Here is a 26,434-nt window from a genome sequence, read left to right as displayed (position 1 = left end):
GGGCCGCGCCGGGCCACGCGCGCCTGGACGGCGGGTGACGTGGGGTGCTGCTGGAGAAGGGGAAAGAGCGGTGGTCGTCCGGGCGTGGCCCGGGTCGCCCGGACGGGTACGGCGCACCGGGGCGAGGAGACGGGCCGGTCGTCGGTGCCCCCGTGGTCCGCGGGAGGCACCGACGCCGGAGGAACCCTCCGGCACGGGGGCACCGGAGGGGGCGGAGCGGTCGCGGGACACCGCCGCCGGTCGGGGTGGCGGTCACCGGTCCGGAGGGATCGGTGCGCGACGGGGCCGGCGCCTCGGGGCCGCGCAGGCGTCGGCGCGGAGGCGGCACGGAGCCGCGCCCGGCGCTCGACGGTGAGGCACTGCTCCGGGGCCCGTGACCGGTCGTCCGCGAGCGCCCGGCGTCGGGCGAGCCCCGGGGTGGTGTGGCGCCGGGTGCGGCGACCGGCGGCGGGCCGCGGTCAGCCGGCGGCGGGGTCGTAGATCCGCTCGGACTCCGGTACGCCGGCGTCGTCGTACAGCCGCTCCAGGGCGTCCGGTGCGTAGATCTCGTAGTCCGGGACGATGCCGCCGATCAGGCCCAGCATCTTGTTCGTCCACTCCTGGGACTTGCTCATCGCGCTCATCGTCGCCTTGAAGAACGGCGGCAGTTCGGTGAGTTCACCGAGCGTCGTCGTGAAGTCGTAGACGCCGGCGCTCTCCTCGTCGCGGAGCTTGTTGTACTCGGCCAGCGCCTCCTCCATGGGCCGCTCGCCCGCGAGGCCCTGGTGGATGCGCTCGGCGAGGAGCTCGCCGTGCAGGAAGGAGTCGGTGATGCCCCAGCCGGTGTAGGGGTCCTTGTGGTAGCCGGCGTCACCGACCAGCGCCCAGCCCGGGCCGTACGCGCGGCGGTAGTAGTTGTCCGGGTAGCGCATGGGGCGGAAGTCCTCCACGCGGGTGCCCAGGTCGCGCAGCTGCTCGCCCATCTCCGGGGAGACGTCGTCGATGACGGCCTGGAAGTTGGCCTCGACGTCCTGGCGGAACTCCTTGAGGTGCCGCTTGGCACCGATGATGGCGACCATGCTGACGTCGCCGTTGGTCGGCCAGGTGCCGAACCACTTCTCGTTGAAGCCGTTCTTGTGGTGCAGGCCCCACGACTCGAGGCCGCTGTAGTACGAGTAGTAGACGAACCCGGCAGCGGGGCGCACGTTGTACAGCTCCGCACCGACCTTCTTGGCCACGGTGGAGTGGAAGCCGTCGGCTCCGACGACGATCGTCGCGCTGAACTCGTTCTCCGGGCCGTCTCCTTCGCGGCCGCGGATGCCCGTGACGCGTCCCTCGGAGACGACCACGTCGGTCACGGTGAAGCCCTCGATGACCTCCGCGCCGGCGCGGCGGGCGGCGTTGACGAGTATCTCGTCCAGCACGGTGCGGCGGGGGCAGTAGACGGCGTCGACGCCGTCGACGGGCTCCGCGAAGCCGTTGAGCTCGATGCCCCGGTAGGAGTAGTGCATCTTGCGGAGGGCGGGCGTCTTGGCCGCGATGATCTCGTCGAGCAGACCCCACTCCTTCAGGCGCAGCAGTCCGGCCTGGTGGATGTAGTGGGTGGAGACCGTGTCGCTGGGGAAGGAGGCCCGGTCTACCACGAGGACCCGGTGGCCCTGGCGCGCCAGCTGCATGGCGAGCGGCGATCCTGCGCACCGGCCGCCCACAACGATGACGTCATACATAGATTCCCCCTGCTTGGTCGACTTAACGGCCTGAAGCTCGGCCTGGTCAGAACGCGAGCGCGAAACGGAGGCTATGCAAGGGGTAGATCCAGGTCAAGCGCGCACCACGGGAAGGTAATGCGAGAGGGTCGACATTCGGTCGCCGGAATTCAGCACTCCACGCCACTATGGGCTCGGATGGGCGATTTGACCGAAGCAAATGAGCCGAAAATGAAGCCTCCAGAGCACCCCAAGGAAGGGTAAAGAAGAAGCCATTCCGCTTATTCACATAACCGGATGCACACTGCATTAATTCCAGTCTGCACAACTATTGCGAGGAGGCTTCGCGCAGGGGGCTCTAAACCTCGCCGATACGGGCTTTTGATCGATCAAACCGAGCGCTCACCGGAACTACCGGGGCGGCGTGCCAGCCCGGACACCGCCCCGGGGCCCGGCCGCCCCGGGGAATCCGGACGCTCGGGCGCAGCCGGTCACCCGAAGCAGCGAGGAGGGTGTCCGCTCCAGAAGGACGTGCTGATCTCATCGAACGTCATCGACGCCCCCGCTCACACCGTCACGGCGGACCGGTCGGTCGATCTCTTCGGCGGAGGCGGCGGCGAGGCGGTGGATGCCGTGGAGGCTCGACGGCCGCATCAGGCGCCCGCCCTCGACGTGCTTGAGCCGTCGCTCCCCCGTGCGAGAGGTGTACGTCAACCGCTCCAGCAGTTCCCCGGGAACGACCGTGTCGAAGCTGAGCGGGGCTCCGGGAGGCCCGATGAGCACTTCGGTGACGCATCCCGCCTTCAACGGACGCCAGCCCAGCACCTTCACGTAGTCGTCGTCGTGAAGCGCCGACCCGGCACTCTCGTAGGGGACGCGACGTGCCACCTCCAGCGCCCCCAGCACAGAGAGGCTCGTGCGGTGAACCCGCACCGGATGGACGCGGTCGCCGGGCCGCACTCCCGCGTGCTCGAAGCTCGGCAGCGACCGATGCGGTCCGCCGAACAGCATCGTCAGCCGCTGCCCCGCGTAGCCGGACCGCTCAAGCTCCCGGCACAAGCCGTTGGTCCACGTCACCGTAAAGGAGTTCGACACAGGAGGACCGTAGCCGGGTCCACTGACAGCTTCCGGTGGTCGACGCCCTCACCGGACACCCCTTGGTACGACCTGCGGACTTGTCCACCTACCGAGTCCGCATCCGCGTCGTCCGGGCCCCGTGCCGACGGCGGGCCGCGACGGGCCGGCACACGTCCGGTGGCTCAAGGGGTACCTTGGTGGTAGCCGTTGGCGATTCCCGCGCCGCCGCGTCCCCCGTGGAGGGGGCGCTTCGGGTACGGACCTCCTCGACGCGCGGCCCCTCTGGCCGCGCACTTCCACTCCCTCGTACCGGAGTGGCGGAGGGCTCCGACCCCCAGGACGGGCACCCATGGAACTCCACCGCACGTCGGCAACCCCTGCTGAGCACAAAGCCGTTCAGACGCCGGAGGCGCCGGGGCTCAGCGTCCAGCTGCTTGCCGGGCCCCCGGGCACCCGCGTCCTCGTCCTGACGGGCGAGGCCGACAGCGACACCGCCCCGGTCCTCGCCCGCGCCCTGGACGCGGCCCTCGACGAGCCGCCCGCCCCGGAGGTCCTCGTCGTCGACTGCTCCGGCCTTCAGTTCTGCGCGTGCGCCGGACTCAACGAGTTCCTCCGAGCCCGCCTCTCCGCAGTCCGCGCCGAGATCCGCCTGGCGCTCGCGGCCCTCACTCCGCAGGTCGCCCGACTCCTCGACCTCACCGGCACCGACACCGTGTTCGAGATCCTGCCCGAGGCGCCGCCCGTGGCGGCCCCGAAGCCGCCCGTCGCGGCCCCCGTGCGGCCCTCCCTTCCCATCCCACCGCAGGCGACCGCGCCCACCGGTACGGGCATGGGCGCGCAGGCGGCCGCCCTCTCCGCGCAGGCCGAGCGGCAGACCAGCGCGGACGAATGGGACCTCTCCGCGGCCGGCGCGGCCCTGGCCCGGACAACGGCCACCCAGCTCGGTGAGACCGTCGGCCCCGCCCACGTGCAGGAGGCGCTTCCGGGGATCGAACGTCTGGAACGCCTGCGGGAGGCCCTCGCCGTCCTGACGATCGGCACGGCCCACACCCATGGGCAACTCGCCTGGTTCCTCTCCAGCGCCACCGTCGCACTGACCCCCGTGCTCCGATGGCGCGCCCTGGTCGCCGAGGACCGGCAGGCCTTCGGCACCGTCGTCCCGACGCAGGAGGAGTTCACGGACGCGGAGAACGCGGTCCGCCACCTGAGGACGGCTCTGACGCACATCACCGCGCGCGACCAGGAACTGGACCCCGTACTCCCCGAGGCCGCCGCACGAGACCTCCAGCGACCCGGTGAGAGAGAGGGGCGGGCCGGCCGGCGCTCACCCGCGAGAGGTGAGCGCCCGCCTCTCGGGGGGATGTAAGGCGGGCGCTCACGGGTACTTCCGCCGCGCGGCCCGGTCTGGATGCAGGGGTGTGCCGGTGATTCGCGGGCGGCTCGCCCGGGCGTGGGTCCTGGTGCGCACGCCTCGCGCAGTCGACTACCGGCGACGCAGTACGAGGCCGGCCATGCGGAGCCCCGGTACGGGTTCGTAGTCGGCGCCGCGGTCGAAGCCGAGCCTTCGGTAGAGCGTCAGCGCGGGCTGGTTGTCCGCGCCGGTGCTGACTCTCACGTCGCCGCTGTCGACGATATCGGTGAGCAGGTGGTTCAGCAGCCGGGACGCCAGGCCCCGGCGGAACCAGGCGGGGTCCACGCAGACCCGGTCGATGTCGGTCACCTGAGGGCTGGTGCCGGAGAGGGTCTGCCAGGCGACGAAGGCGACCACCCGACCGTCACCCGTCATCGCAGCCAGCCAGCGCGACGGCTGGGCCCGCATCTCCGCGAGGGACTCGTGGAGGGCGGGGATCCCGTCGAAGCCGATGAGGTCGGCCTCGACGGCGTAGGCGCGTCGGCCCACGTCCTGCACCATCGCCGCGATCGCCTCATCGCCCAGATCCAGCTCGCGAACGAGCAGGCCGGGCGGTGGCGTGACGGCGTCGGGACGGTGATCGTCGGGCATGGGCCGATGCTAACGGGCCGACCGGTCAGGGCGGTCAGCGCGAGCAGGCAGCGGCGTACGCGCCAGGTGAGCCTGCCCCGTTCGAGGCCGTACGCACGGATCCCGCCTACCGCAGGTCACCGGCACCGGCGCTGATCAGCCGCCTCGATTCCTCCCACGGCGGGCGCCCGCCGGCGCCCGCCGCCGGAGGCGCTCAACGGTGGTGTGCCGCGTCCGCCCCGCCGGGCCGTGCGATGACGACGTCCGGGTGCCGTCGCTGGGGCGGAGGCTTGCGGCGGGCCTCCCATTCCGGTGCCAGCCAGTCGAAGACCAGGTGGTTGTGCCGGCGGCCCTCCTTGCAGTCGACCTCGCGGAACAGGCCCTGCTGACTCATGCCGAGGCTGACGTAGAGGCGCCTCGCGCTCGTGTTGTCCTCCCGGCACATGCACCAGAACCGGTGCCGCCCCAGGTCCTCGAAGCAGAAGGCCGCCGTGAGCCGGGCCGCGTCCGCGCCGGCGAGGGCCAGGTTGCGTGCCCGTGGGTGCAGGACCAGCGAATGGACGTACGCGCTGCTCCCGCCCTCCAGGTTCACGGCCACGCTGCCGACGAGGACGCCGTCGTGCTGGGCGATCGCCAGGTGGTAGGTCCTGCGGTCGGGCGCGACGGCCGAGAGCCGGGCCCGGCGGAGGGCTTCCGCGGCCTGCTGCCTGGTCATGGGGTCCGCGGTGAGGAAGCGGGTGGCGTCGGGATCGCCCCACATCTCCGCCGCACGGTCCAGGTCGTCCTGCGCCAACTCCCGGAGCACGACGAACCGTCCGCGCCGGTGCACGGCCGCCCTACCCACGGGCAGCCGGCCCGGGGAGGCACGGGGGTGGCGTCATGTGAGCTGCTCCCGCCGTTCGGACGCGTCGAGCGGGCGGCAGTGCGGGACGGCCTCGTCGCGGTCGCTCAGGTGGGAGGCCACGATCTCCCCGTACAGGTCGGGGCGTTCTACGTGGATCATGTGGCCCGCGTCCTCGACGACGGCGAACCTGCCCTGCGGGTAGCTCATGGCCAGCCGGTGGGCCTCGCCGGGCGGCGTCAGGATGTCGTCGACCCCGGTGAAGACCAGGACCGGCCCCTCGGGCGGGGACGGTGTCCCGAGGTCCGTCGGGAACCACTGGCGGTAGAGGTGGCTCCTGAGGTCCTCCAGGACGGCGGGGTCGAGTGATCCGATCCTGTCCCTGAACTGCGGTACGGGGCCCTGGTCCGCCGTCGCGCCGGCGTCCGCCGCCGAGCCGAAGAACAGACGGGTCGCCACGTCGAGGAGCGTGGCGCGGTCGCCGCGGTCGCTGGCGACCTCGGCGCTCTGGAGCCGAGCCTTCAGCTGCGGGCCGGGCCAGGGGCCCGCGCACACTCCGGAGAGGACGACCCGGCGGACCTCCGGCCTGGCCCGTCGCAGCATGTGCTGGACGACGAAGCCGCCGAGGCACTGTCCCACCAGGTCGTACCGCGCGAAGCCGAGACGGTCCACCGCGCGCCAGGCCGCTCCCGCGAGGAAGGAGGCGTCGTAGGCCGGGGGCAGCGGGTCGGCCGCGCCGAAGCCCGGCAGGTCCACGGTGACGACCGTGGTGCGGGGTGGGAGGGCCTTCTCCAGTCTCCGGGCCCAGCCGTGGTTGCGGTGCAGCGCGCCGCCGAAGAGGAACACCGGTGGGGCGGCGGGGTCGGGCTCGCCGTTGACTCGGCAGGAGTAGCGGAAGCCCTCGTGCTCCAGCCGTAGGGTCTCCTCGCTCACCGGGCCTCCCCCGGGACGGGCGGTACGGCGGTGACGGCGGCCGGCGCGTGGCGTCGGTCCGTCGGTTCCCAGGATGCGGCCGCCTCTGCGGAGCGGCAGTGCCGTGTGGGCACGCGGGTGACGCTGGGGACGTTCATGCAGCGCCAACGAACGTGATCCACAAAGGGATACGGGCGGTCGTTGTCCAGTCCTCGCCACGCTCGGCGGCGGTGCCGCGGCTGACGGGCGGGAGCGCCGCCGTCAGGCCGGGTCGGGGGCTCCGGTCAGGGACAGGCGGACGGTGATGCGCTTGCCGTCCGGTCTCGGCTCTATGGACAGGTGGTCGGCGAGGGCCTGGATGATCTCCATTCCGTGCTGACCGATCCGGCCCGGGTCGACACCCCGCACCGCGGGGACCGCGGACCGGCTGTCGCACACGCTCACCTCCACGCTGCCGGCATGGATCCGGAGCTCCATGCGGACGGGGCCGGGGGCGTACTTGTGGGCGTTGGTGACGAGTTCGCTCACGACCAGGGCGGTGAGGTCGCGCACGCGCTGCGTGATCGGCGGACGGTGCGCGGTGCGGTCCTCGCCGAGGAAGGCCGCCGCGTGGCGGCGGGCCTCCGAGATGCATCCCGGGTGGTTCCCGTCGAGCGCGTGGGAGGCGAAGGGGACACGTCTGTCCTCGTGCGTGAGCTGCACGGTGTCGTCCGTGCCGTCGAGGGGTTCCACTCGCCTTCTCCGTCCTCTTTCCCGTCCGGGCGCGCCGCCGCGGCCCGTCGGTCCGGCCGCCAGGCGGCGGCCCGCTTCTCGGGGGATCGTCCTGGTGTACGCGGCCCGCGCCTGTGGGGCAGAATCACCGGCGGGCCCACGCCCCGGAGGGTAAGAGTAGGCGCTGTGAGGGAGATGATGACCAGCAACGAGCAAGCGGACCGGACCGGCCGGCTGTCCGTACAGCACCGTGTGGCCGATGGGGTCCGTGTGGTCAGTCTGACGGGGGAGATCGACCACACCACCAAGGACGTCGTCCGGGACGCTCTTCAGGCGCAGCAGGAGACGTCGCGTGTCGTGGCGGATCTGGCGCGTGTGACCTTCCTGGACTCCAGCGGCATCAACGTCCTGATCTATGTGAACCAGCATCTGTCGGACCTGGGCGGATGGCTGCGGGTCGCCGCGGCGACGCCGGCCGTGAACCGTGTGATCGAGCTCGTCGGCATCGACGCCGTCATCCCCTGTCACCCCACCGTGGAAGAGGCCCTGGACAGCTGACGCACCCGGGCGGGGCCGGGGCTCAGAAGGCGTAGCGGACCCGCAGCCACGGTGTGTGCTCCTGGATCAGGCGGATCAGCGTGTCGACGGCCTCGGCCTTGGTGGCGGTGCGGTAGCGGACGTTCCAGCTGCCGTTCTCGGAGCGTTTGGGCTGCTGGATGTCCGGCCGCCACAGGACGTCCTCCGCGCGCGGGTGCCAGCCGAGGTTGACCTGGTGCAGGTCCTGGTTGTGGGTGAGCAGGATGATCTCCGCCGCCGCCTGGTCCTTCACCCGCCGTGCGAGCACGTCGTCCATGGTCGTGAGCAGCTCGGCCCAGGCCTGTTCCCAGCCGGGTCGGATGACCACTGGGGAGAGGTTGAAGTGGACCTCGTACCCGGCGTCCAGGAAGTCCGCGGCGGCGGCGAGGCGGTCCGCGACGGGACTGGTCCGGATGTCGAGGAGGCGGGAGTCGTCGGGCGGCATCACGGAGAACCGGATCCGGGTGCGGCCCCGGGGGTCGAGCCGCAGCAGGTCCGGGTTGACGAACTTGGTGGCGAACGACGCCTTGGCCGTGGGCCACCTCCGGAACGCTCGGACGAGGTCCGCGGTGTTGTCGCTGATGAGATCGTCGACGGAGCAGTCGCCGTTCTCCCCGACGTCGTAGACCCAGGCGTGGTCGTCGCACTGGTTCGGGGTGTCCTTGCGGCCCGCCTTCGCGATGTGACGGCCGACGGCGGCCAGCACGCGGTCGACGTTGGTGAACACGGTGATCGGGTTGGCGAACCCCTTGCGCCGGGGGACGTAGCAGTACGCGCACGCCATCGCGCAGCCGTTGGAGAGGCCGGGGGCGATCCAGTCGGCGGAGCGCCCGTTGGGGCGGATGCCGAAGGACTTCCGCTCGCCCAGGACCAGGGTCTCCCGCTTGACCCTCACCCACCGCTCGACCTGGCCCTCGTTTCCGTGCAGGTGCGGAATGCGCCAGTGGGACTCGGTCTCGACGACTCGGGCCGAGGGGAACCGTGCGATGATCTGCCGTCCCCGCAGCGAGTCCGCGGCGGCGGGCTCGGCGTAGATCCGCTCCACGTCGAGCAGCCTCCGCGCCTGCGGTTCCTCGCGGAACCGACGCCCGGTGGCGGCTTCCTCCGGCGCGGCGGCGGCCGCGAGGTCATCCATGCCGAACAATCCGTCGGGCTCGCCACCCGGGCCTTCGCCACCCTGCCGCATCCCGCTCCACTGCCCTCGTCCCGACCACCGCCGTCCGGGCGATCGCCCGGATGCGGCCGTCGCCCGGTCGTGTGATCCCACCCTACGGAAGACGGGCACCTATCTGCGTGGCCACCGCTCACCGAGCGTGGCGCCCCGACCGGATCCGGAATGGCTCCCCGTCGGTGTGCTGAATGTCTCCGTCTCCCCGTCTGGCCCACGTGACGTCTCCGGTGGAGCGCGGAGCGGGCCCACGGCAACGGTCGGCACTTCTCCCCCACGTCGTGACATCACCGCGCCGATCCCGGGTAGAGACGCGATCGGCCGGTGGGACGGCGCCCGGCGCGGCGGCCTCCCCGGCCGGGCGCCGACGGCTCCGCGGGCCGGGGAGGGCGGGGGCGGAGGCGTAGCCTCAGCTGGGCTTTCGGTGCCGTATTGTCAGCCGGGATATTTGATGCTTTGTGGATGCGGAGGGGTACTGGGATGGACAGCGCGGATGCAAAGCGACTGCTGGACCTGATGTCGTCACGTCGTGCCGAATTGCTCGCGCAGTGGGAGGAGCACGTCGCGCGTTCCCTGCACGGCCGGCTGAGCACCGTCGAGCTGGGCCGCGAGCTGGGCGAGCTGTACGACGCGATCACCGACGCCCTGGCGACCGGCGGGTTCTCCGGTCGGGGCGAGGGCTACACGGTCGTCCGCAGCCTGCTCGTCGAGCTGTCGCGCAACCGCGCCCGCCAGGGCTTCACGCCCTCCGAGACCGCGGTGAGCGTCTTCGCCCTCAAGCGGGTCGTGGAGTCCCTGCTCGTCGACGGTTCCGCCGACGAGGTCCGCGGCTACCTCGAGTTCGCGCGCCTGATGGACGACCTCGGTCTGTTCACCATGGAGGAGTACGCGCGGACGCGCGAGGAGATCATCTCCGCACAGTCCCAGCAGCTGCTGGAGCTGTCCACCCCGGTGGTGAAGCTGTGGGACGGGGTGGTGGGCGTGCCGCTCGTCGGAACCCTGGACTCGGCCCGTACCCAGGTGGTGATGGAGAAGCTGCTCCAGGCCCTCCTCGACTCCAACTCCGCGCACGCGATCATCGACATCACCGGTGTCCCCGCCGTCGACACCCAGGTCGCGCAGCACCTCCTGAAGACCGTCGTGGCCGCGCGGATGATGGGCGCGGAGTGCGTCATCTCCGGCATCCGGCCGCAGATCGCGCAGACCATCGTGGGCCTCGGCATCGAGTTCGGCGACATTCCCACCAAGGCCACCCTGGCCGACGCCCTGCGTCACGCCCTCGTGGAGATCGACAAGGCCGCCGCGACCCGTGCGGAAGGCCTGCTGTGAGCGATCGCGTACCGGTCCTGAAGATCGGGGACGTCCTCCTCGTCTCGATCCAGCTCGACCTCGAGGACCAGATGGTCCTGGACCTGCAGGACGACCTGTCCCAGCAGATCGTGACCCACTCCGCGCGCGGGGTGATCATCGACATCTCCGCACTGGAGATCGTCGACTCCTTCGTCGGCCGCATGCTGGCCACCACCGCCGCGATCTCCCGGGTCCTGGGCGCGGAGACGGTCGTCGTGGGCATGCGTCCCGCGGTGGCCATGACCCTGGTGGAGCTCGGGCTGTCCCTCAAGGGCGTCCGGACGGCTCTCAACCTCGAACTGGGCCTGGGGTACCTGCGTCGTTCCCAGGCGTCACGGCCGGAACGCCGGTGAGGGAGTATCCGGCCGACGCGGCCTCCCGGGAAGAAGTGCTGATCCAAGCCAGTGGTGATGTGGTCAAGGCGCGTCAGACCGTGCGGCTCCTGGCCCAGCAGGCCGGCCTGTCGCTCGTCAACCAGACCAAGCTGGTCACCGCGGCGAGTGAACTCGGCCGCAACACGCTGATCTACGGCGGCGGCGGCCAGGCGCACGCGGCCGTCGTCCGCGACATGGCGCGGGTCGGGGTGTGGGTGCGGTTCGTCGACACCGGCCCCGGCATCGACGACGTGGAACTGGCGCTGACCGACGGCTGGACCTCGGGCAGCGGGATGGGCCTGGGGCTCAGCGGGGCGCGTCGCCTGGTCGACGAGTTCGAGCTGGTCTCGGTGCCGGGTGTCGGTACGACGGTGACCGTGCTCAAGTGGGCACGGTGAACCCGCCTGCCGTCGGTGCGACGATCGAGGCGGAGGACGTGGTGTGGCTGCGTCTCGACACCGCCCTGGGGGCCGTGGCGCGACGGGAGGCCGCTCGCCTGGCGCACCGCGTCGGCATGTCCGCCGATCGCGTCGCGGAGGTCGAGCTGGCGGTGACGGAGGCGGCCACCAACCTGCAGAAGCACGCCCGGGACGGGGCGCTCGCGCTGCGGGTGGTGACCCTTCCCGACCGCGCCGCCGTCGAACTGCTGTCCCTCGACAGCGGTCCCGGCATATCCGACCTGCGGAGCGCCCTGCTCGACGGCATGTCGAGCAGCGGCACCCTCGGGGTCGGTATGGGGGCGATCGCGCGGTCCGCCGACGCGTTCGACGTGTACTCGGTGCCGGGCAGCGGGACGACGCTTCTGGCCCGCTTCTGGTCGGGGCGTGAGGACGACGGGTCGGACGGGCCCGAGCCCGCCGTGGCCGGGCTGACGCGGCCGATCAGCGGGGAGACGGTCTGCGGGGACAGCTGGTCCGCGCGTACCGACCTGGGTGAGGGCGGACTCGTCGTCACCGCGATGCTCTCCGACGGCCTCGGGCACGGGCCCCTGGCGGCCCTGGCCAGCGAGCGGGCGCGGGCCGCGTTCCGCGCCCATGCCCACCGGTCGCCGGAGGAGATCCTGCGGGCCGTGCACCTGCAGCTGAAGGGGACGCGGGGCGCGGCGGTCGCGGTGGCCCGGGCCGACTTCGCCCGTGGCACCGTCGAGAACTGCGGCGTGGGGAACATCACCGTCTGCGTGGTGAACGGCGACAAGCGGCAGGGCCTGCTGTCCCTGCCGGGCATCGTCGGTCACCAGATGCCGGCGGCCCTGCGGAGCTTCCAGGGGCGCCTCGCTCCGGGTGCCGTGCTCGTCCTCCACTCGGACGGGTTGAGCGACCGCTGGTCGCCCGCCGACTTCCCCGGCGTGTTCCGGAGACGTCCCTCGGTGATCGCCGGGCACGTCCTGGGCCAGGCAGGCGTACGACGGGACGACGCCGGAATCCTGGTCGCCAGGGCGGCCACCCCGTGAGACCGGTCGAACCATACGACGTGGGCGCGTGCGCGCTGTCCGTCGACAGAGACGTGTTTGAACTCCGGCGTCAGGGACAGCTGCTGAGCAGAGCCCTGGGACTGGAGGGGCACGAACGAGTCCGCGTGGTGACGGTACTGAGCGAGGTGGCACGTGATCTGCTGGGATCTCCGGAGTTCCGGGTCCTCCTGCGAGCGGCGCCCGGCCACCGGCAGGCCCCGCACCTGCTCGCCCGTTTCACCTGGTCCGGCGAGCGCCGGCCCGACGCCTCGACGCTGCGGGCCGCCGAGCGGCTGCTCGACCAGTGCACGTACACCACCTCGGAGGAAGGAAACACGCTGACGGTGGGACAGCGACTGCCTTCCTCAGAGGACCTCACGCGCGAGCGTCTGGACCGGATCCGCGAGCAGCTCAACGGCCCGGCCGAGTTCAGCATGACCGAGGAGCTGCGGTCGCAGAACCGGCAGCTCCTGCAGGCCCTGGAGGAGTCCAGGGCGCAGAAGGAGGAGCTGCAGCGACTCAACGCCGAACTGGAGGAGACCAACAAGGGCGTGGTCGCCCTCTACAGAGAGCTGTCGGCGGAGCTGGAGGAGACCAACACGGGCGTCGTCGCGCTCTACGCCGAGCTGGAGGACAAGTCGCGTCAGCTGCGGCTGGCCAGCGAGGCGAAGACGCGGTTCTGGGCGAACGTGAGCCACGAGCTGCGGGCCCCGGTGAACTCCGTCATCGCGCTGGCCCGGCTGCTCCTGGCACCCGACGCCGATCCCACGACCGAGGAGCAACGTCAGCAGCTCTCCCTGATCGCCAGCTCCGGGAGCACGCTCCTAGCGCTCGTCGAGGAGCTGCTGGACGTGGCCAAGGCCGAGTCGGGGCGCCTCGAACCGTCCGCCGTGGACACGGATCTGCGGACGATGCTGCACCAGCTCCGGGGAACGCTGGGAGGCATGGCGCACGAGGGTGTCCGTCTCGACATCCCCGATCTCACCGATCCCCCGTGCCTGGTCACCGACGACGTGATGCTGACCCGCGTCCTGCGCAACGTGCTGTCCAACGGCCTCAAGTTCACCACCTCGGGCGAGGTCCGGCTCACCGTCGAGCGCGAGGAGCGGGACGGGGGGAGCTGGCTCGTCTTCACCACCACGGACACCGGCATCGGCATTCCGCTGGATCAGCAGGAGCAGGTGTTCGAGGAGTTCTACCAGGTCCGGGGGACGCATCAGCGCGGGCAGTCGGGCACCGGGCTCGGGCTGCCCTACGCGCGCAAGCTCACCGCGATCCTCGGCGGAACGCTCACGCTCAGCAGCGCACCGGGCGAGGGAACCGTCGTCCGGGTGGAGATCCCCGCCCGGCTCGACGCCCAGAGCGTGGAGCCGGCCGGACGTCAGGACGGCACGGCCGGAGCACCCGCGACCCTGGGCTCGCTGCTGGTCGTCGACGACGACGCGACCTTCCTCGACCTGCTGCGCCCGACCCTGGCGAGCCTGGCCGACGACGTCACCGAGGTCACGGAGAGCTCCCGCGTGCTCGACCTCGTCCGCGGCTCCCCGCCCGACGCGATCCTCGTCGACCTCGTGATGCCCCCTCCCGACGGGTACGCGCTGCTCACGGCCCTCGCCCGGGATCCGCTGACCGCCCGCGTCCCCGTCGTGGTGCTGACCTCCAGCGATCCCAGCGAGGTCGACCGGACGCGGCTCACGCATGCGCGGTCCGTCCTGAGCAAGACGCACCTGACCCGTGAGCGCATCCTGCTCGCCCTGGGCCTCGACCCGTCCTCCGCCGGCCACCCGGCCCCGGTGACCGACGCCGCCCCCGAGAGATGAAAGACCACCGCGTGATCCCCGATCCGTCCAGTCCGGACTACTCGGACAACTCGACCGCGACCGTGCTCGTCGTCGACGACAACCCGACGAACCGCTACGTGCTGCGGACGACCCTGTCCCGCGCGGGACACGAGGTCGTCGAGGCCGAGGACGGCACCCAGGCGCTCGCGATGCTCCGCACCGGCGCGTCCCTGCCGGAGGTGACCATCGTCGACGTCCGCCTGCCCGACATGACCGGCTTCGACGTGTGCGAGCGGATCAAGGGCGACCCGGCGACCGCGGCGCTGCCCGTCATCCACGTCTCGGCGTCCGCGATCACCACCACCGACCGGACCCAGGGCCTCAACCGCGGCGCGGACGCCTATCTGACCGAGCCGATAGCGCCCGACGAGCTCCTCGCGACGGTCGGGGCCACCCTGCGCTACGCCCGCGCCCGCCGCCGGGCCGAACGCCTCGCCGACCGTCTGCTGCACCTCAACAAGGCCACGCTCCAGCTCTACAGCGCGGAGGACGCCGCGGAGGTCGCCCGGGCGGCGGCCCAGGGGGCGGCCGTCGTGCTGGGCACCACCGCCGTCGCGGCGCTCGTCTCCCCGCACGGCGACCCGATCTCGGCGACCGGGAAGGGCGCCCCGGGTCGGGCCGCGGCGGTCGTTCCGTCCGTCGACCACGACGGGGGTTCGGCCCCGGAGGGCGACGTCCTCGTCGACGTAAGGAAGCTGACCCTGTCGAAGGCGCTCGGCGACCGCGCCGGCTCGCACCTCTTCTCGATGGAGGGCGACGCCTGGCCGGGGCTCCCCGCCGGGCTCGCGGGCAGCGGGCTCGTCGTGGCCGCGGCGCGGGCGAAGCCGGGCCGGCCGCCGGTCTGCCTCGTGGTGCCCGCCGACGCGGTCACGACGCCCGACGACTCCCAGCTGCTGACCCAGCTGGCGCAGGCCTGCGCACTCGCCCTGGAGGCCCTGCGCAGCTACACCCAGGAACACGACCTGGCCCTGACCCTCCAGCGGAGCTTCCTTCCGGACTCGCTGCCGCAGTCCGCCCTGGCCGAACTCGCGGTGCGCTATCTGCCCGCCAGTGAACACGCGGAGATCGGCGGCGACTTCTACGAGGCCCTTCCCACCCGGGGCGGGCTGCTGCTGGCCGTCGGGGACGTCGCGGGGCACTCCCTGGACGCGGCCATGCTGATGGGGCAGGTCCGGCACGCCCTGCGCGCCTACGCCATCGAGGGGCACTCGCCGCAGGCGATCCTCGAACGGGTGGAGAACCTGCTCGGCGCGGTGGAGGCCCGCCTCACGCTCACCCTCTGCATCGTCTTCATCGACGAGAGCACCGGGACGCTCCACATCTCCAACGCCGGTCATCTGCCGCCGCTCCTGCGCTCCCCCGAAGGCGGTGTGCGCTTCGTCGAGGACCACGGCCCGCTCCTGGGCCTGGGGCTTCCGCAGCCGCCCCCGGTCCAGGTGGCGGTCGAGCCGGGGTCCGTGCTCGTCATGACCACGGACGGGCTGATCGAGCGCCGTCACGAGGACATCGAGGAGTCCCTGAAGCGTCTGGCCGGCGCCCTCGGCGACCTGCCCACCGACGTCGAGAAGATCTGCGAGGGGCTGCTGGCCGCCTTCCCTCCGGATGGCGAGGACGACGTCGCCCTCATGGCGGCGCGCGTGACGGGCCCGTCCTGCTGACGGGTCGGCCGCGGTGACCGGCGAACCGACGGCGTACGGCGCGGCACGGGGCACCCGTGTGCCGCGGAGCCGCCCCGGTGAGCAGGTGTCGTCAGGAGGTGGGCCTGCCGAGAGCCTCGTCCAGGGTCGGCACGAGTGTGAAGACCTGGTCCAGGCCCATGATCCGGAAGACGCGCGACAGGTCTTCGTTCACCCCGGCGAGTTCGATCCCGCACCCGGCGGCCCGCGCCCGCTGGTAGGCGCTGAGCATGACGGTGATCCCCGTGGAATCGCAGTACATCAGCCGGGTCAGATCGAGTACGTACCGCGTTCCTGGAGCGAACCCCTGCTCCTCGAAGGCGCCGGAGAGGACGGAAGCCGAGTGGTAGTCGAGATCCCCGCTCACGACGAGGACGCGGGCACCCGAAGCGTCGTCCTGCGGGCTGACGGTGAGGGCGTGGTCGGTCACCGGATCTCCTGTGCGGCTCGGGGCGTACGGATGGCGCGGGTGCGGCACCGCCTGCGCGTCGGCAGGAGGAACTCTGCCACGCGAACCGTGTACCCGCCCCGGTCTGTGCAATTGCAGACTTATCCTACGGATCACGCGGACATCCCGGGGCGCCGGGCCCCGGCGGCACGCCGCACCGGGGCATCGCGTCACCACGCGGTACGGCACGGCCCGGGCGCGCACCCGTCCCAAGCCGTGATCCCCGCGGTCCGAGAAGCAGGAGCGTGCCTGTCGGCACCCAGGAGGTCGGCCACCCGTGAGCGGTGACAGCGACGAGGCCCTGACCCCCCGGGCCCCCGTGCACGAGGTGTTCGCGGCCGACGAGGTGATCGGCCGGGACCTGTCGGCGGTGGACTGGGAGGCCACGCCCCTGGGCGCGCCGGAGACCTGGCCGCAGAGTCTGCGGACCGCGGTGAGCATCCTGCTGTCGTCGCGCTTCGCGATGTGGATGGCCTGGGGTCCGCAGCTGACGTTCTTCTGCAACGCGGCCTACCGCCGCGACACGCTGGGCGGCAAGTACCCCTGGGCGCTGGGCCGCCCGGTGAGCGAGGTGTGGGCCGAGGTGTGGCAGGACGTCCGCCACCGGGTCGAGCACGTCCTCGCCGGCGGCGAGGCGACGTGGGACGAGGGGCTGCTGCTGTTCCTGGAGCGCTCCGGGTTCGCCGAGGAGAGCTACCACACCTTCTCGTACAGCCCGCTCCGCGACGACGAGGCCCGGGTGGCCGGCGTGCTCTGCGTGGTCAGCGAGGAGACCGACCGGATCATCGCCGAGCGCCGCATGAGCACGCTGCGCGACCTCGGCTCGGACCCCCGCGCGCTGCTGACCGAGCGCGAGATGGTCGCCTTCGCCGGGCGGCAACTGGAACTCAACGACAAGGACCTGCCCTTCACCCTCACGTACCTCTTCGAGGACGACGGCTCGGCCCGGCTGGCGGCGGCCACCGGCGTCGCGGCCGGACACCCCGCCGCTCCCCCGCTGCTGGACGCCGGCGACGCGTCGGCGCCGTGGCCGCCGCGAGGGCCCGGGCAGGGCACTCCCGACCTGGTCGCGCTGGACGGTCCGACGCACACGGACCTGCCCTCCGGAGCCTGGTCCGCCCCGCCGACGCAGGCCCTGCTGCTCCCCCTGCTCGGGCAGGGCACCGCCCCGTACGGCTTCCTGGTCGTCGGCCTGAACCGCTACCGGCCGCTCGACGACACCTACCGGGCCTTCCTGGAACTCGTCGCGGGGTACCTCGCCGCCGGGATCTCCCACGCCCGGAGCTACCGCGCCGAGCGGCAGCGGGCGGAGCAGCTCGCCGAACTCGACCGCGCCAAGACGGCCTTTTTCGCCAACATCAGCCACGAGTTCCGGACCCCGCTGACCCTGATCATGGGCCCCGTCGAGGAGCTGCGCTCCCTCGCCCACGACGCCGGGACCGCCATGAGCGCCGAACTCGACATGGTCCACCGCAACGGCTTGCGCCTGGGCAGGCTCGTCAACACCCTGCTGGACTTCTCCCGCATCGAGGCGGGCCGCATGCAGGCCCGCTACGAGCCGGTGGATCTGGGGACGGTCACGGCCGACCTCGCCAGCGTGTTCCGCTCCGCCGTCGAGCGGGCGGGGCTCGGCCTCCGCGTCGACTGCCGCCCGCTGGACGCCGCGGTGTACATCGACCGCGACATGTGGGAGAAGGTGGTGCTCAACCTGTTGTCCAACGCGTTGAAGTTCACCTTCGAGGGGACGATCGCCGTGAGCGTACGGGCCGACGGCGAGGAGGCGGTGGTGAGCGTCACCGACACCGGCGTGGGTGTGCCCGCCCATGAACTGCCCCGCCTGTTCGAGCGTTTCCACCGCGTCGAGAACAGCCGCGCGCGCTCCGGCGAGGGCAGTGGCATCGGGCTCGCGCTCGCCCGGGAACTGGTGGCCCTGCACGGCGGTTCGCTGGACGCGCGGTCCGTCGAGGGACGCGGCAGCAGCTTCACGATCCGCCTCCCCCTCGGCAGCGCCCACCTGCCCGCCGACGCGGTCGTCCTCCCCGACGCACCCGCACGGCCTTCGGACTCGGCGGGCGCACCGGTCGCGGCAGGCGTACGGCCGCCGGGGCCGCTCCGGACCGAGGCGACCAGGAGTGCGGCGGAGCCGTACGTCCAGGAGGCCCTGCGCTGGCTCGACGAGACGCCGGCGTCCGCGCCGGCTCTGCGCGGATCCGCCGGATCCACCGCCCGGCGGGCGGAGACGGCGGGCCCGGCGGCGCCCCTCGTCCCGAACGTCCTCGTCGCCGACGACAACGCCGACATGCGCGAGTACCTCGTGCGGTTGCTGTCCGGCGCCGGCTACGAGGTCCGGACGGCGAACGACGGCCTGGCGGCGCTCGCGGCGATCCGCACCCGCACGCCCGACCTGGTCGTCAGCGACGTGATGATGCCCCGCCTGGACGGGCTGGGACTCGTCGGCGCCCTGCGCGCCGACCCGCGCACCGCGGCGGTCCCCGTCCTCCTCCTGTCCGCCCGCGCCGGCCAGGAGGCGTCCGTCGAGGGGCTCGGAGCGGGCGCCGACGACTACCTCGTGAAGCCCTTCGCCGCGGGAGAACTGCTGGCCCGCGTGCACGCCCACGTGGAGCTCGGACGGCTGCGCAACCAGCACGCCCGCTGGCGTACCGCGCTCGTCGACTCCCTCCAGGAGGCGTTCTTCGTCTGCGACGAGACCGGCGCGGTCGTGGAGCTCAACGCCGCCTTCACCGACATCCTCGGGTACGGGCCGGAAGAGCTCCCCTACCCCTCCGCTCCCCCGTGGTGGCCCGACGCGCAGGCCGCCCCGGAAGAGCGGCGCGAGGTCGAGACCGCCTTCGCCCACCTGACGACGGCACCGGACCGTCCCCCGGGTCCTTCGACCCTGCCCCTCACCCACCGCGACGGGCACCGGGTCTGGGTGAGCGTCGCGGGCACGCGGCTCCAGGACCCCGACACCGGCCGCCGCGTCTTCGTGGGCACCTTCCGCGACGTCACCGCGGACCACCACGCCGCCCGGCGCGAGCGCGCCCTGGCCGACGTCACCGCCCGCACGGCCGAGGCCGTCAGCCCGACCGACGTCCTGAGCCGCGCACTCGGCGGACTCAGGGATCTGTGGCAGGCGCGCCGCGTCACGGCCGTCGTGTTCACCGACGAGGGCGTGCCCACGGTCGTCATGGAGGAGAAGGACGACGAGGAGGGCGACGCGGCGGAGCCCACCGTCGGGACGCGTCGCCTCCTGCGCGACCTGCGCGACCAGCCGCCCCTGACCCCGCTCACGACCGATGCGGGGGCGGGCATCCTGCTGGAGCACCCCGAAGGCCTGCTGCTCCTGCGTGTCGCCCCCGCTCCGGGCCGTCCGTTCACCGGCGAGGACGAGCTGACCCTGTCCCTCCTGGGCGGACACCTCGCCCAGTCGCTGACGCGCGCCCACCAGATCGACCAGGAGCGCCGGACCGCGATCGCCCTTCAGCAGGCCATCCTCGGCCCCTCGCGGGTACCCGAGGGTTTCGCGGTCCGCTACGAGCCGGCGAGCCGGCCGCTGAAGGTCGGCGGCGACTGGTACGACACCTTCCCGCTGCGGGACGGCCGGACCGGCATCGTCGTCGGGGACTGCGTCGGGCGGGGTCTCGAAGCCGCCACGGTGATGGGGCAGCTGCGCAGCGCGTGCCGCGCGCTGCTCATGCAGAGCGCGGAGCCCGCCCAGGCGTTGTCGGCTCTGGACGAGTTCTCGGTCGGCATCCCGGGGGCCTTCTGCAGCACCGTGTTCTGCGGCGTCCTGGACCGTGCGGGGAACCTGACCTACTCCAGTGCCGGCCACCCTCCGGGGCTCCTGACCCTCCCCGACGGCACCACGCGCCTGCTGGACCAGGGCCGCTGCCGCCCGGTCGGCGTCACGGTGGGCCGGCCCCGTCCGTCGGCCGTGTGCGCGATCCCGGCCCGCTCCACCGTGCTGCTGTACACCGACGGCCTCGTCGAACGCCGCGGCACCCCGCTGACCCGGGGCATCGACCGGGCCGGACGCACCCTGCGCGAGGGCCGGGACGAGAGCCTCGACCAGCTGGCGGGCGGCCTGATGCGGCATCTGGCACCGCGGGACGGCTACGACGACGACGTCGCCCTGCTGCTCTACCGCCGCCCCGTCCCGCTGAGCATGACGTTCCCCGCCGAGTCCGCGCAGCTCGCGCCGGTGCGGCAGGCGCTGCGCAGCTGGCTCCAGGAGTGCGACCTGCCCGCGGAGACCGCGCAGAACGTACTGGTGGCGGCGGGCGAGGCGTGCGCGAACGCGATCGAGCACGGCCACCGCGACGCACCCGGTGACGCCGTGCACCTGCGCGCGGAGGCCACGGCGAGCACGCTGCGGCTGACGGTCACCGACACGGGCCGCTGGAAGACGCCGGCACCCGAGGCGCATCCGCTGCGCGGCCGGGGAGTGAAGCTCATGCGGGCCCTGATGCACCAGGTCACCATCGTCCCGGGACCGACCGGGACCACAGCCGAGATGTATACGAGGATCACCTCATGACCACGCCCCTCAGCCTCACGTCGAGACAGCGGCCGGACGCCACCGCCGTGCTGAAAGCGGTCGGTGAGATCGACATGAGCAACTCCGATGCCCTGGCATCCGCCCTGGACGCCCTCCCGGACCGGGTCGTGGTCGACCTCACCGAGGTCGCGTACCTCGACAGTGCGGCCCTGAGCGTCTTCTTCGCGCACGCCGGGCAGGTCGAACTGCTGGCGACCGATCTCCTGTTGCCCGTCCTGGAGATCTCCGGCCTCACGGGTCTCGTCACGGTCCGCGAGGTCCCCTCCCCGACGGGTCCCGACGACCGGCACGGGGCTCCGGAGGCATGACGGGCAGCCGCGGCCCGGACGGGACGACGGGGAGCGGCGGTCCGGACGGGACGACGGCGGCGTGCGGGGCTGCGGGCGAGGCCCCCGTCACCGTCCTCACGGACCGGTCCCGCGGGTCAGCGCGATGAGGGCGATGTCGTCGCCGGTGTCGTGCGTCCACTGCGCGAGGCCGCCCATCAGGTGCGCGATCAGGTCGCGCGGCCGCCTCGTCGGTGCCGTGAGCAGGCGCGGGACGACGGGATAGAACGCGCCGGCGGCGTTGCGGGCCTCGCTGAGGCCGTCGGTGTGCAGGAGCAGAACGGTGTCGTCGGCGAGGTCCAGGCGTACGGGGGACGGAACCGTGTGGGGGGCGAGGCCGCCGAAGCCCAGCGGGAGGAGGGCGGGCAGCCGCACTTCGCGGACCTCGTGGTCGGGGCCCACGCTCAGGGGAGGCAGGTGGCCGCAGTTCAGCACGTCGAGGTGGTCGCTGCCGTCGCGGTGTTCCAGCAGGAGCGCGGTGGCGAAGAGTTCGCCGTCCTGCCGGGAGGACGCGGCGCGGGCCAGGTGCCGGTCGAGACGTGCCGCGAGTTCGGTGAGGCCGCTCGTCTCGTGGGCCTGACTGCGGAAGCAGCCCAGGACGTCGGCGACCGTCTGCACCGCCTGGAGCCCCTTGCCGCGGACGTCGCCGATCAGGATGCGCGTACCGAACGGGGTCCGCGCCACGTCGTAGAAGTCTCCCCCGATGCCGGTGTCGGCGGTGGCGGGCCGGTACAGGCCGGCCGTCTCCAGCTCCCCGGTCCGGTCCGGCAGGGGCCGCAGAACCGCCTGCTGCAGGGCGGTCGCGGCGGCGAGCGCCCGGGCCAGCCGTTCGTTCTGGCGACCGCGGGTCCAGACGGCGAGCCCCACGATGACCCCGGTCCCGGCGAACGCGGCCAGGGAGATCGGGCGTTGCGCGTACCGTTCCTCGCTGACCACGGTCACCAGCACGTACTGGGCCACGGCCCCGCCCGCCACGGCGATGGCGAGGGCGGATCTCCCCAGCAGGACGGCGCCCAGCGCGAGGACGGTGACCGTGATCCACAGCAGCTCCAGGATGCCGTCGCGGGTCGCGGGCGAGATCACCGCTTCGTAGGGGATCCCGGTGACGGCGGCCCCGCCGAGGACCACGGAGGCCGGATAGGCCGTGGCCGTCACGCCGCGCCCCGACGAGGGCAGCCCCACGAGGTAGCGGGTGACGACGGGGACCTGGGGCAGGACGACCCCGAATCCGACCAGCACCGAGAGCAGGGCCGCGAGCACGGTGGCGACCGTGCTGTGCCCGTGCGGAAGGACCGGCAGGACGGCCACGCAGACGGCCGCGAGGGTGAGTCCGAGGGCCGCCGCCGGTCGCACCGTGATCCCGCTGCGGGCCGCGTACAGGCCGGCGGCGGCGAACCCGACGCCGAAGCCCGCCCACGCCACCAGGGCCTCCCCCTGGGCACCGCCCCGGTCGGTCAGCAGCACCAGCAGCACCGTCGCGAGCGCCGACTGCCCGAACCCCCAGACGCCTCCCGCCAGCACGGCCGCGGCGACGCGGGAGCCCGACTCCGCGCGTGCGCGCCCCTCCTCCTGCCCCGGGCGCGGCCGGTCCCGGAAGGGAGCTCGGCCGGGCGAGCAGCAGAGCACGAGGACCGCCAGTGTCACCGCGAGGAAGGTCACCACGCCGGCGTCCAGCCAGCTGCGCAGCGGAGCGGCCTGGAGGAGCCCTCCGAGGAGTACCACGACGGGGCAGCCGACCTTGAAGGCGGTGGAGACCCGTGGCGGGGGCCGTGTCGGCAGCCGTTCGTCCACCATGGTCCGGAACGCCGGAAGGAGGAGGCCCGCCGCGATCAGGGGCGGGAGCGCCTCCGCCATGCGCCAGTTCCCGGCCGCGTTGGCGGCGAGCACCAGGGCGACGCCCGAGGCGAGCGCGAGCGCCAGGGCCGCGAAGGAGACACCGACGACCCGGCCGAGGCGCCCGGTCAGGTGGAGTACGGGGACCGAGGCCACGTATCCGGCCACCACGCCCATGATCGCGGCGCTCTCCACGACCAGCCCCACGCCGTACGCGAGGGGGCTCGCCGCCGTCACCAGCAGCAGACCGCCGCCGCAGGTGCCGGGCAGGGACCACAGCACGACGCGGCGTGCGCCGTGCACGTCGACGGCCCGTCCCGCCCAGAACAGGCCTGCCAGGGAGGCGCAGACGACGAGGACCTGGGCGAGGTCCTGTCCCCGGACGTCGATGCCGAGGTCGGCGGCGGCGCGGGGCAGGGTGGCGTTGTGCAGGGTCGGCGCCAGCACCCCCAGGGTGAATCCCGTGACGAGGACGGCCCAGGCCAGGCCGGTTCCGCCGCCGTCGCGCCCGCTGCCCGCCCTGCGGGCGTCGTCCCCTGCTCGAGTCGGTCTCACCCTGGAGATCCTGGCTCACGACCCCCGGCGGAAGCGTGCAGGGCACACCGACGACGGCGAGGTCGATGGCGACGCCCGGGCCCGGCGGCCGCGTGCCGTCACACGTCCCGGCCTCGACCCGACGGGATCGTCGCGACCGTCACCTGTCCGTCCATGAGGCATTCGACGAGCGTCGATCCACCCCACGGATGGATCCAGAAGTGCGGCCCCGCGTCCAGGATGTCCCGCGCGCGCCGCGCCGCGACCTCGGCCGGCAGGGTCACGGCCGGCATGAGGTGGTTGCCCCAGATCACGGCGACCCGCCCACCCCGGCGTACGTACGGGGCGAGCAGGGCCGCGGCCGTCCTCGACCAGTCCTCCTCATCGTCCCACCAGGGACGCTCGTCGAACGGGACGGCCTCGAAGTCGATCACGTCGCCGGAAGCGGCCGGAAACCTGCTCAGCGTCCTGGCCGCCAGGGCGCGGTTCTCGGCGAGGTCCAGTCGCACCACCTGCCGCCCGTCCTCGTCACGGGGGTCGTTCATGAACGCGGGCAGGTAGTCCGGACGACTCCCGTAGGAACTGCCGGTGGTCATGGCCCCCCTCGATCGGATCGATGCGCTCCCGCCCGCGAACCCCGAGGCTCCGGGTCGCCGCGGGCCGAGGCACCACCGACGGGAGCGCGAGCGGGACGGGTCGACCGTACCCCGGAAAAATGCCCGTCCCAGCCCACGGGGGGCGGACCGCCCCCGCCGGGAGCCGCTCGGGCTCGTGGACGGTCGGCACACGGCACCTCCGCACGCCGTCGCCGCCGTCCACGCGCCCTAAGCGCCTCCGTCCGGCTGTCCGATCCCCGTACGGTCAGCGCCGGATGCCCGCGTACGGCGAGGGGGAGACGCCGCCGTCCGCTCCCGCGGCGCCGCCGACGGTCCAGACCCGTCCTGCCTCGTCGGTCGCGGCGCCGTAGAGGAATCCGGCTCCGCGCGGGTTCTCCGTACGCTTCAGGCGGCCGTCCGGCCCGAGCGTCAACACGTAGTTCCCGGCCGGGTTGACCTCGGGGTTCATGGTCTCCCCCACGATCACGGGGCGGCCGGAGCCGTCGAAGGCGAGGTCGAACAGCTGGCCCGTCTCGGCGGGCGTGCGGACGACGGACCAGGCCTGGCCGTCGAAGCGGATGACGACGGGACGGCGCCACAGGTTCTCGTCCCGGATGTGACCGACGGCCCAGATCTCGTTCCCCGACCGCCGCTCGATCCCGTCGTACATCGCGCCGTCGAGCTCGCTCGGCAGCTTCTGCTTCGTCCACGCTGTGCCGTCGAAGCGGGAGACGCCGTCCCCGATGGCGAGGACGACGCCGCCCGGGCCCGCCTCCAGCTGGGAGACCCAGGCGAGCCCGGTGTCGGCGGGCAGCCGGGTCCAGCCGCCGCTGCCGTCGGCCCTGCCACGGAAGAGAGCCGGGAGGTACTCGCCCGACGCGTCGGCGTACGCGCCGTGCACCCAGACCGCGCCGCGCGCGTCCACGTCGACGGCGGACAGCGACGTCCCCTCAGCACCCTCCGGGAAGGGAAGCTCGACCGCGCGCCAGGCCTTGCCGTTCCAGTGCTGGAGCAGTGCGCGCCCCCGGTCCCAGTCGTCCTCGCCGACCTCTTCGTTCCGGGTGCCCACGGCCCACACCTGGTCGGGCCCACCGACCGAGAGGTCCTCCAGGCGGCCGTGCTCGGCGGGCTGCGGGGGCGCCTGCCAGCGGGTGCCGGTCCAGCGCAGCGCGACGGGGGCGAAGGGGCGGGTGGTCGCGTCGCTGCGGCTGCCGACGGCCCAGGTCGCGCCGCCGGCGGTCTCGACGTCGAACAGCACGCTGCCGTCGCTGTCGGACGGGCTGACGTTCCGCCACTGGTGTGTCTCCGCGGCGGCGGGGGCCGCGGAGACGGCGACGAAGGAGGCGAGGCCGACGGCGACGGCGGTGGCCGCACGGGGCAGGGAGAGGTTCATGAGGTGATTCCTCGCGGGGAGTCGGGTGTCGTAGGTGCTCTCACCTCTTTGACGCGCCGACCCGCGGAGGATGTTTCATGATTCCGTGCAACGATTCACGGGCGGTTCGATGAGGGGGCCTCACGGCAACTCCGCTGCTCGCCAGTGCCCCTGACGTATGGTCACCGTGGGCTCGCCCTTCCCGCCGGCTCCCCCCGGCCGCCGTGCTTCGACGCGTCAGAGGTCGCTGTCCATCCCGGTGACGGCCGGCGGCGCGAGCGCCGCGTCGGACTCGGCGATGCCCACCTCCCGGAGCGCGGCCGAGACGAGCCTCGTCGCGTCCAGTTTCGCCTCGTAGCGGTCGGCGGACTCGACTTCGAGCCGGACGGCGAACGTGCCGTCCTCGTTCACCGTCAGCAGGTTCACGCCCTCGCTCTCGCTCACGTCCGTGTGCTGGGGGGAGAGCTGCCGTTCGAGGGCGGCGCGCTCGGTGTCGGTGATGGCCGACGTGAACGTGCCGGGAACGGTGATGACGAAGGTGGTCATGGGGGCTCCTCGCGTAGGACGGAGTGTGAGCGTCGCGGTGCTTCCCTCATCCTCCGTGATGGGCGTGCTCCGGAGGGCTTCTGACATGGCATCCGGGCCCGGTGAAGACGGGGTTCGTGGTGGTGCGGGTCTCAGGGCCGACCCGGCACGGGTCGACCGGGTGTCACGAGGCGGCGTGATGGGTGCGTGCCTGCCCCAGGGCCGCGGCCGGCCGCGTACGTGAGCGGCCGGAGGCCGCGTGGTGCGCGGGCCTGCGGCCCTGGGCGGCCTTGAGGCTTCGCAGCCAGACGGCGGCCGTGACGAGCAGTCCGGCGAACACTCCCAGGAGGAGGAGCGCGACCCACATCTGGCGGGTGCCGGGATGGGTCCATCCCGTCCAGACCGCGGCTGCCGCCCACAGGAGCACGCCGGCCGAGTAGAAGTCGCGGACCCGGCGCAGTTGACGGACGGCCCGCAGGGACTTGAGGCGTTCAGTCTTCGTCGACATGAGCGACCGTGTACCCCGATCTTCGCGGTCCATCAGCGGCGGTCGGAAGCTGTTCTTCGGCCGACGACCAGGCAGACGCGGGAGACGGGGAA

General features: G+C 72.7%; 23 protein-coding genes. 10 read left to right on the top strand and 13 right to left on the bottom strand.

Annotated elements, in window-relative coordinates:
• Positions 1–458: 458 nt before the first annotated feature.
• The gene (locus ACY0MR_RS35135; RefSeq protein WP_361846876.1) at positions 459–1,706 is read right to left on the bottom strand and encodes an NAD(P)/FAD-dependent oxidoreductase; all 1,248 of its coding nucleotides are present in this window, start codon (positions 1,704–1,706) and stop codon (positions 459–461) included.
• 519 nt (positions 1,707–2,225) lie between these two features.
• Positions 2,226–2,780 (bottom strand): hypothetical protein, encoded by a 555-nt coding sequence (locus tag ACY0MR_RS35130; RefSeq protein WP_473557644.1) that lies wholly within the window; start codon positions 2,778–2,780, stop codon positions 2,226–2,228.
• Between the two features lie 331 nt (positions 2,781–3,111).
• Between ACY0MR_RS35130 and ACY0MR_RS35125 the strand changes: the two genes are divergently transcribed.
• The gene (locus ACY0MR_RS35125; protein ID WP_473557642.1) at positions 3,112–4,128 is read left to right on the top strand and encodes an STAS domain-containing protein; all 1,017 of its coding nucleotides are present in this window, start codon (positions 3,112–3,114) and stop codon (positions 4,126–4,128) included.
• A gap of 117 nt (positions 4,129–4,245) precedes the next feature.
• On the opposite strand, the gene ACY0MR_RS35120 is transcribed toward ACY0MR_RS35125, so the two are convergent.
• The 4 genes from ACY0MR_RS35120 to ACY0MR_RS35105 all read right to left on the bottom strand — a co-directional run bounded on the left by ACY0MR_RS35120 (position 4,246) and on the right by ACY0MR_RS35105 (position 7,228).
• Entirely contained in the window at positions 4,246–4,764 is a 519-nt protein-coding gene (locus ACY0MR_RS35120; RefSeq protein WP_404084612.1) for a GNAT family N-acetyltransferase, read from the bottom strand.
• A 193-nt stretch (positions 4,765–4,957) separates the two neighbouring features.
• The gene (locus tag ACY0MR_RS35115) at positions 4,958–5,548 is read right to left on the bottom strand and encodes a GNAT family N-acetyltransferase (RefSeq protein ID WP_473557640.1); all 591 of its coding nucleotides are present in this window, start codon (positions 5,546–5,548) and stop codon (positions 4,958–4,960) included.
• 72 nt (positions 5,549–5,620) lie between these two features.
• Positions 5,621–6,517, bottom strand: coding sequence for an alpha/beta fold hydrolase (locus tag ACY0MR_RS35110; RefSeq protein WP_451059089.1), 897 nt, complete (start codon positions 6,515–6,517; stop codon positions 5,621–5,623).
• A 240-nt stretch (positions 6,518–6,757) separates the two neighbouring features.
• The gene (locus tag ACY0MR_RS35105; protein WP_473557637.1) at positions 6,758–7,228 is read right to left on the bottom strand and encodes an ATP-binding protein; all 471 of its coding nucleotides are present in this window, start codon (positions 7,226–7,228) and stop codon (positions 6,758–6,760) included.
• 174 nt (positions 7,229–7,402) lie between these two features.
• Here ACY0MR_RS35105 and ACY0MR_RS35100 point away from each other — a divergent pair, with 174 nt between their 5' ends.
• Positions 7,403–7,765 (top strand): STAS domain-containing protein, encoded by a 363-nt coding sequence (locus ACY0MR_RS35100; RefSeq protein WP_451059088.1) that lies wholly within the window; start codon positions 7,403–7,405, stop codon positions 7,763–7,765.
• Between the two features lie 22 nt (positions 7,766–7,787).
• Here the strand turns inward: ACY0MR_RS35100 and ACY0MR_RS35095 are convergent, their stop codons facing one another.
• Positions 7,788–8,969 carry a spore photoproduct lyase family protein gene (locus tag ACY0MR_RS35095; RefSeq protein WP_404084618.1) on the bottom strand — a complete coding sequence of 394 codons (1,182 nt, stop codon included), beginning with the start codon at positions 8,967–8,969 and terminating at the stop codon, positions 7,788–7,790.
• A 462-nt stretch (positions 8,970–9,431) separates the two neighbouring features.
• Here ACY0MR_RS35095 and ACY0MR_RS35090 point away from each other — a divergent pair, with 462 nt between their 5' ends.
• The 6 genes from ACY0MR_RS35090 (at position 9,432) to ACY0MR_RS35065 (ending at position 15,624) form a co-directional block, all read left to right on the top strand.
• A complete protein-coding gene (locus tag ACY0MR_RS35090; protein ID WP_473557634.1) occupies positions 9,432–10,280 on the top strand; it encodes an STAS domain-containing protein in 849 nt (282 codons plus the stop codon).
• Positions 10,277–10,654, top strand: coding sequence for an STAS domain-containing protein (locus ACY0MR_RS35085; RefSeq protein ID WP_361846850.1), 378 nt, complete (start codon positions 10,277–10,279; stop codon positions 10,652–10,654). Before ACY0MR_RS35090 ends, ACY0MR_RS35085 begins: the two co-directional genes overlap by 4 nt.
• On the top strand, positions 10,651–11,073 hold the full coding sequence (locus ACY0MR_RS35080; protein WP_404084622.1) for an ATP-binding protein: 423 nt from the start codon (positions 10,651–10,653) through the stop codon (positions 11,071–11,073). Before ACY0MR_RS35085 ends, ACY0MR_RS35080 begins: the two co-directional genes overlap by 4 nt.
• Entirely contained in the window at positions 11,070–12,125 is a 1,056-nt protein-coding gene (locus ACY0MR_RS35075) for an ATP-binding SpoIIE family protein phosphatase (RefSeq protein ID WP_473557631.1), read from the top strand. The genes ACY0MR_RS35080 and ACY0MR_RS35075 overlap by 4 nt, the downstream gene beginning before the upstream one ends.
• 125 nt (positions 12,126–12,250) lie before the next feature.
• Complete coding sequence (locus tag ACY0MR_RS35070) at positions 12,251–13,945, top strand: ATP-binding response regulator (protein WP_473557628.1); 1,695 nt, start codon at positions 12,251–12,253, stop codon at positions 13,943–13,945.
• 11 nt (positions 13,946–13,956) lie between these two features.
• Positions 13,957–15,624, top strand: a complete 1,668-nt coding sequence (locus ACY0MR_RS35065) for a SpoIIE family protein phosphatase (protein ID WP_404084626.1) — start codon at positions 13,957–13,959, stop codon at positions 15,622–15,624.
• A gap of 91 nt (positions 15,625–15,715) precedes the next feature.
• Here ACY0MR_RS35065 and ACY0MR_RS35060 read toward each other — a convergent pair whose 3' ends face one another.
• On the bottom strand, positions 15,716–16,072 hold the full coding sequence (locus tag ACY0MR_RS35060) for an STAS domain-containing protein (RefSeq protein WP_361846837.1): 357 nt from the start codon (positions 16,070–16,072) through the stop codon (positions 15,716–15,718).
• Positions 16,073–16,367: 295 nt separating this feature from the next.
• Here ACY0MR_RS35060 and ACY0MR_RS35055 point away from each other — a divergent pair, with 295 nt between their 5' ends.
• Together ACY0MR_RS35055 and ACY0MR_RS35050 are read left to right on the top strand one after the other, a co-directional pair.
• Positions 16,368–20,627 carry a SpoIIE family protein phosphatase gene (locus tag ACY0MR_RS35055; RefSeq protein WP_473557626.1) on the top strand — a complete coding sequence of 1,420 codons (4,260 nt, stop codon included), beginning with the start codon at positions 16,368–16,370 and terminating at the stop codon, positions 20,625–20,627.
• The gene (locus ACY0MR_RS35050) at positions 20,624–20,956 is read left to right on the top strand and encodes an STAS domain-containing protein (protein ID WP_473557623.1); all 333 of its coding nucleotides are present in this window, start codon (positions 20,624–20,626) and stop codon (positions 20,954–20,956) included. Before ACY0MR_RS35055 ends, ACY0MR_RS35050 begins: the two co-directional genes overlap by 4 nt.
• Before the next feature lie 96 nt (positions 20,957–21,052).
• On the opposite strand, the gene ACY0MR_RS35045 is transcribed toward ACY0MR_RS35050, so the two are convergent.
• The 5 genes from ACY0MR_RS35045 to ACY0MR_RS35025 form a co-directional block, all read right to left on the bottom strand.
• Complete coding sequence (locus ACY0MR_RS35045) at positions 21,053–23,362, bottom strand: SpoIIE family protein phosphatase (RefSeq protein WP_473557621.1); 2,310 nt, start codon at positions 23,360–23,362, stop codon at positions 21,053–21,055.
• 98 nt (positions 23,363–23,460) lie between these two features.
• Positions 23,461–23,937: a hypothetical protein gene (locus ACY0MR_RS35040; RefSeq protein ID WP_473557618.1), complete on the bottom strand. Its 477-nt coding sequence runs from the start codon at positions 23,935–23,937 to the stop codon at positions 23,461–23,463.
• 265 nt (positions 23,938–24,202) lie between these two features.
• A complete protein-coding gene (locus ACY0MR_RS35035; RefSeq protein WP_473557616.1) occupies positions 24,203–25,330 on the bottom strand; it encodes an NHL repeat-containing protein in 1,128 nt (375 codons plus the stop codon).
• Positions 25,331–25,546: 216 nt separating this feature from the next.
• Complete coding sequence (locus ACY0MR_RS35030) at positions 25,547–25,855, bottom strand: hypothetical protein (protein WP_388804116.1); 309 nt, start codon at positions 25,853–25,855, stop codon at positions 25,547–25,549.
• A gap of 163 nt (positions 25,856–26,018) precedes the next feature.
• On the bottom strand, positions 26,019–26,342 hold the full coding sequence (locus tag ACY0MR_RS35025; protein WP_388804119.1) for a hypothetical protein: 324 nt from the start codon (positions 26,340–26,342) through the stop codon (positions 26,019–26,021).
• Between the last annotated feature and the right edge of the window lie 92 nt (positions 26,343–26,434).

Source organism: Streptomyces sp. JN8, assembly GCF_055808075.1.
This window is presented reverse-complemented; position numbering and strand designations above follow the sequence as displayed.

Excerpts from the sequence above, each read along its gene's own strand:
- ACY0MR_RS35135 (WP_361846876.1), bottom strand. The coding sequence starts at position 1,706 with ATGTATGACGTCATCGTTGTGGGCGGCCGGTGCGCAGGATCGCCGCTC.
- ACY0MR_RS35125 (WP_473557642.1), top strand. The coding sequence starts at position 3,112 with ATGGAACTCCACCGCACGTCGGCAACCCCTGCTGAGCACAAAGCCGTT.
- ACY0MR_RS35120 (WP_404084612.1), bottom strand. The coding sequence starts at position 4,764 with ATGCCCGACGATCACCGTCCCGACGCCGTCACGCCACCGCCCGGCCTG.
- ACY0MR_RS35100 (WP_451059088.1), top strand. The coding sequence starts at position 7,403 with ATGATGACCAGCAACGAGCAAGCGGACCGGACCGGCCGGCTGTCCGTA.
- ACY0MR_RS35095 (WP_404084618.1), bottom strand. The coding sequence starts at position 8,969 with ATGCGGCAGGGTGGCGAAGGCCCGGGTGGCGAGCCCGACGGATTGTTC.
- ACY0MR_RS35090 (WP_473557634.1), top strand. The coding sequence starts at position 9,432 with ATGGACAGCGCGGATGCAAAGCGACTGCTGGACCTGATGTCGTCACGT.
- ACY0MR_RS35050 (WP_473557623.1), top strand. The coding sequence starts at position 20,624 with ATGACCACGCCCCTCAGCCTCACGTCGAGACAGCGGCCGGACGCCACC.
- ACY0MR_RS35040 (WP_473557618.1), bottom strand. The coding sequence starts at position 23,937 with ATGACCACCGGCAGTTCCTACGGGAGTCGTCCGGACTACCTGCCCGCG.
- ACY0MR_RS35035 (WP_473557616.1), bottom strand. The coding sequence starts at position 25,330 with ATGAACCTCTCCCTGCCCCGTGCGGCCACCGCCGTCGCCGTCGGCCTC.
- ACY0MR_RS35030 (WP_388804116.1), bottom strand. The coding sequence starts at position 25,855 with ATGACCACCTTCGTCATCACCGTTCCCGGCACGTTCACGTCGGCCATC.
- ACY0MR_RS35025 (WP_388804119.1), bottom strand. The coding sequence starts at position 26,342 with ATGTCGACGAAGACTGAACGCCTCAAGTCCCTGCGGGCCGTCCGTCAA.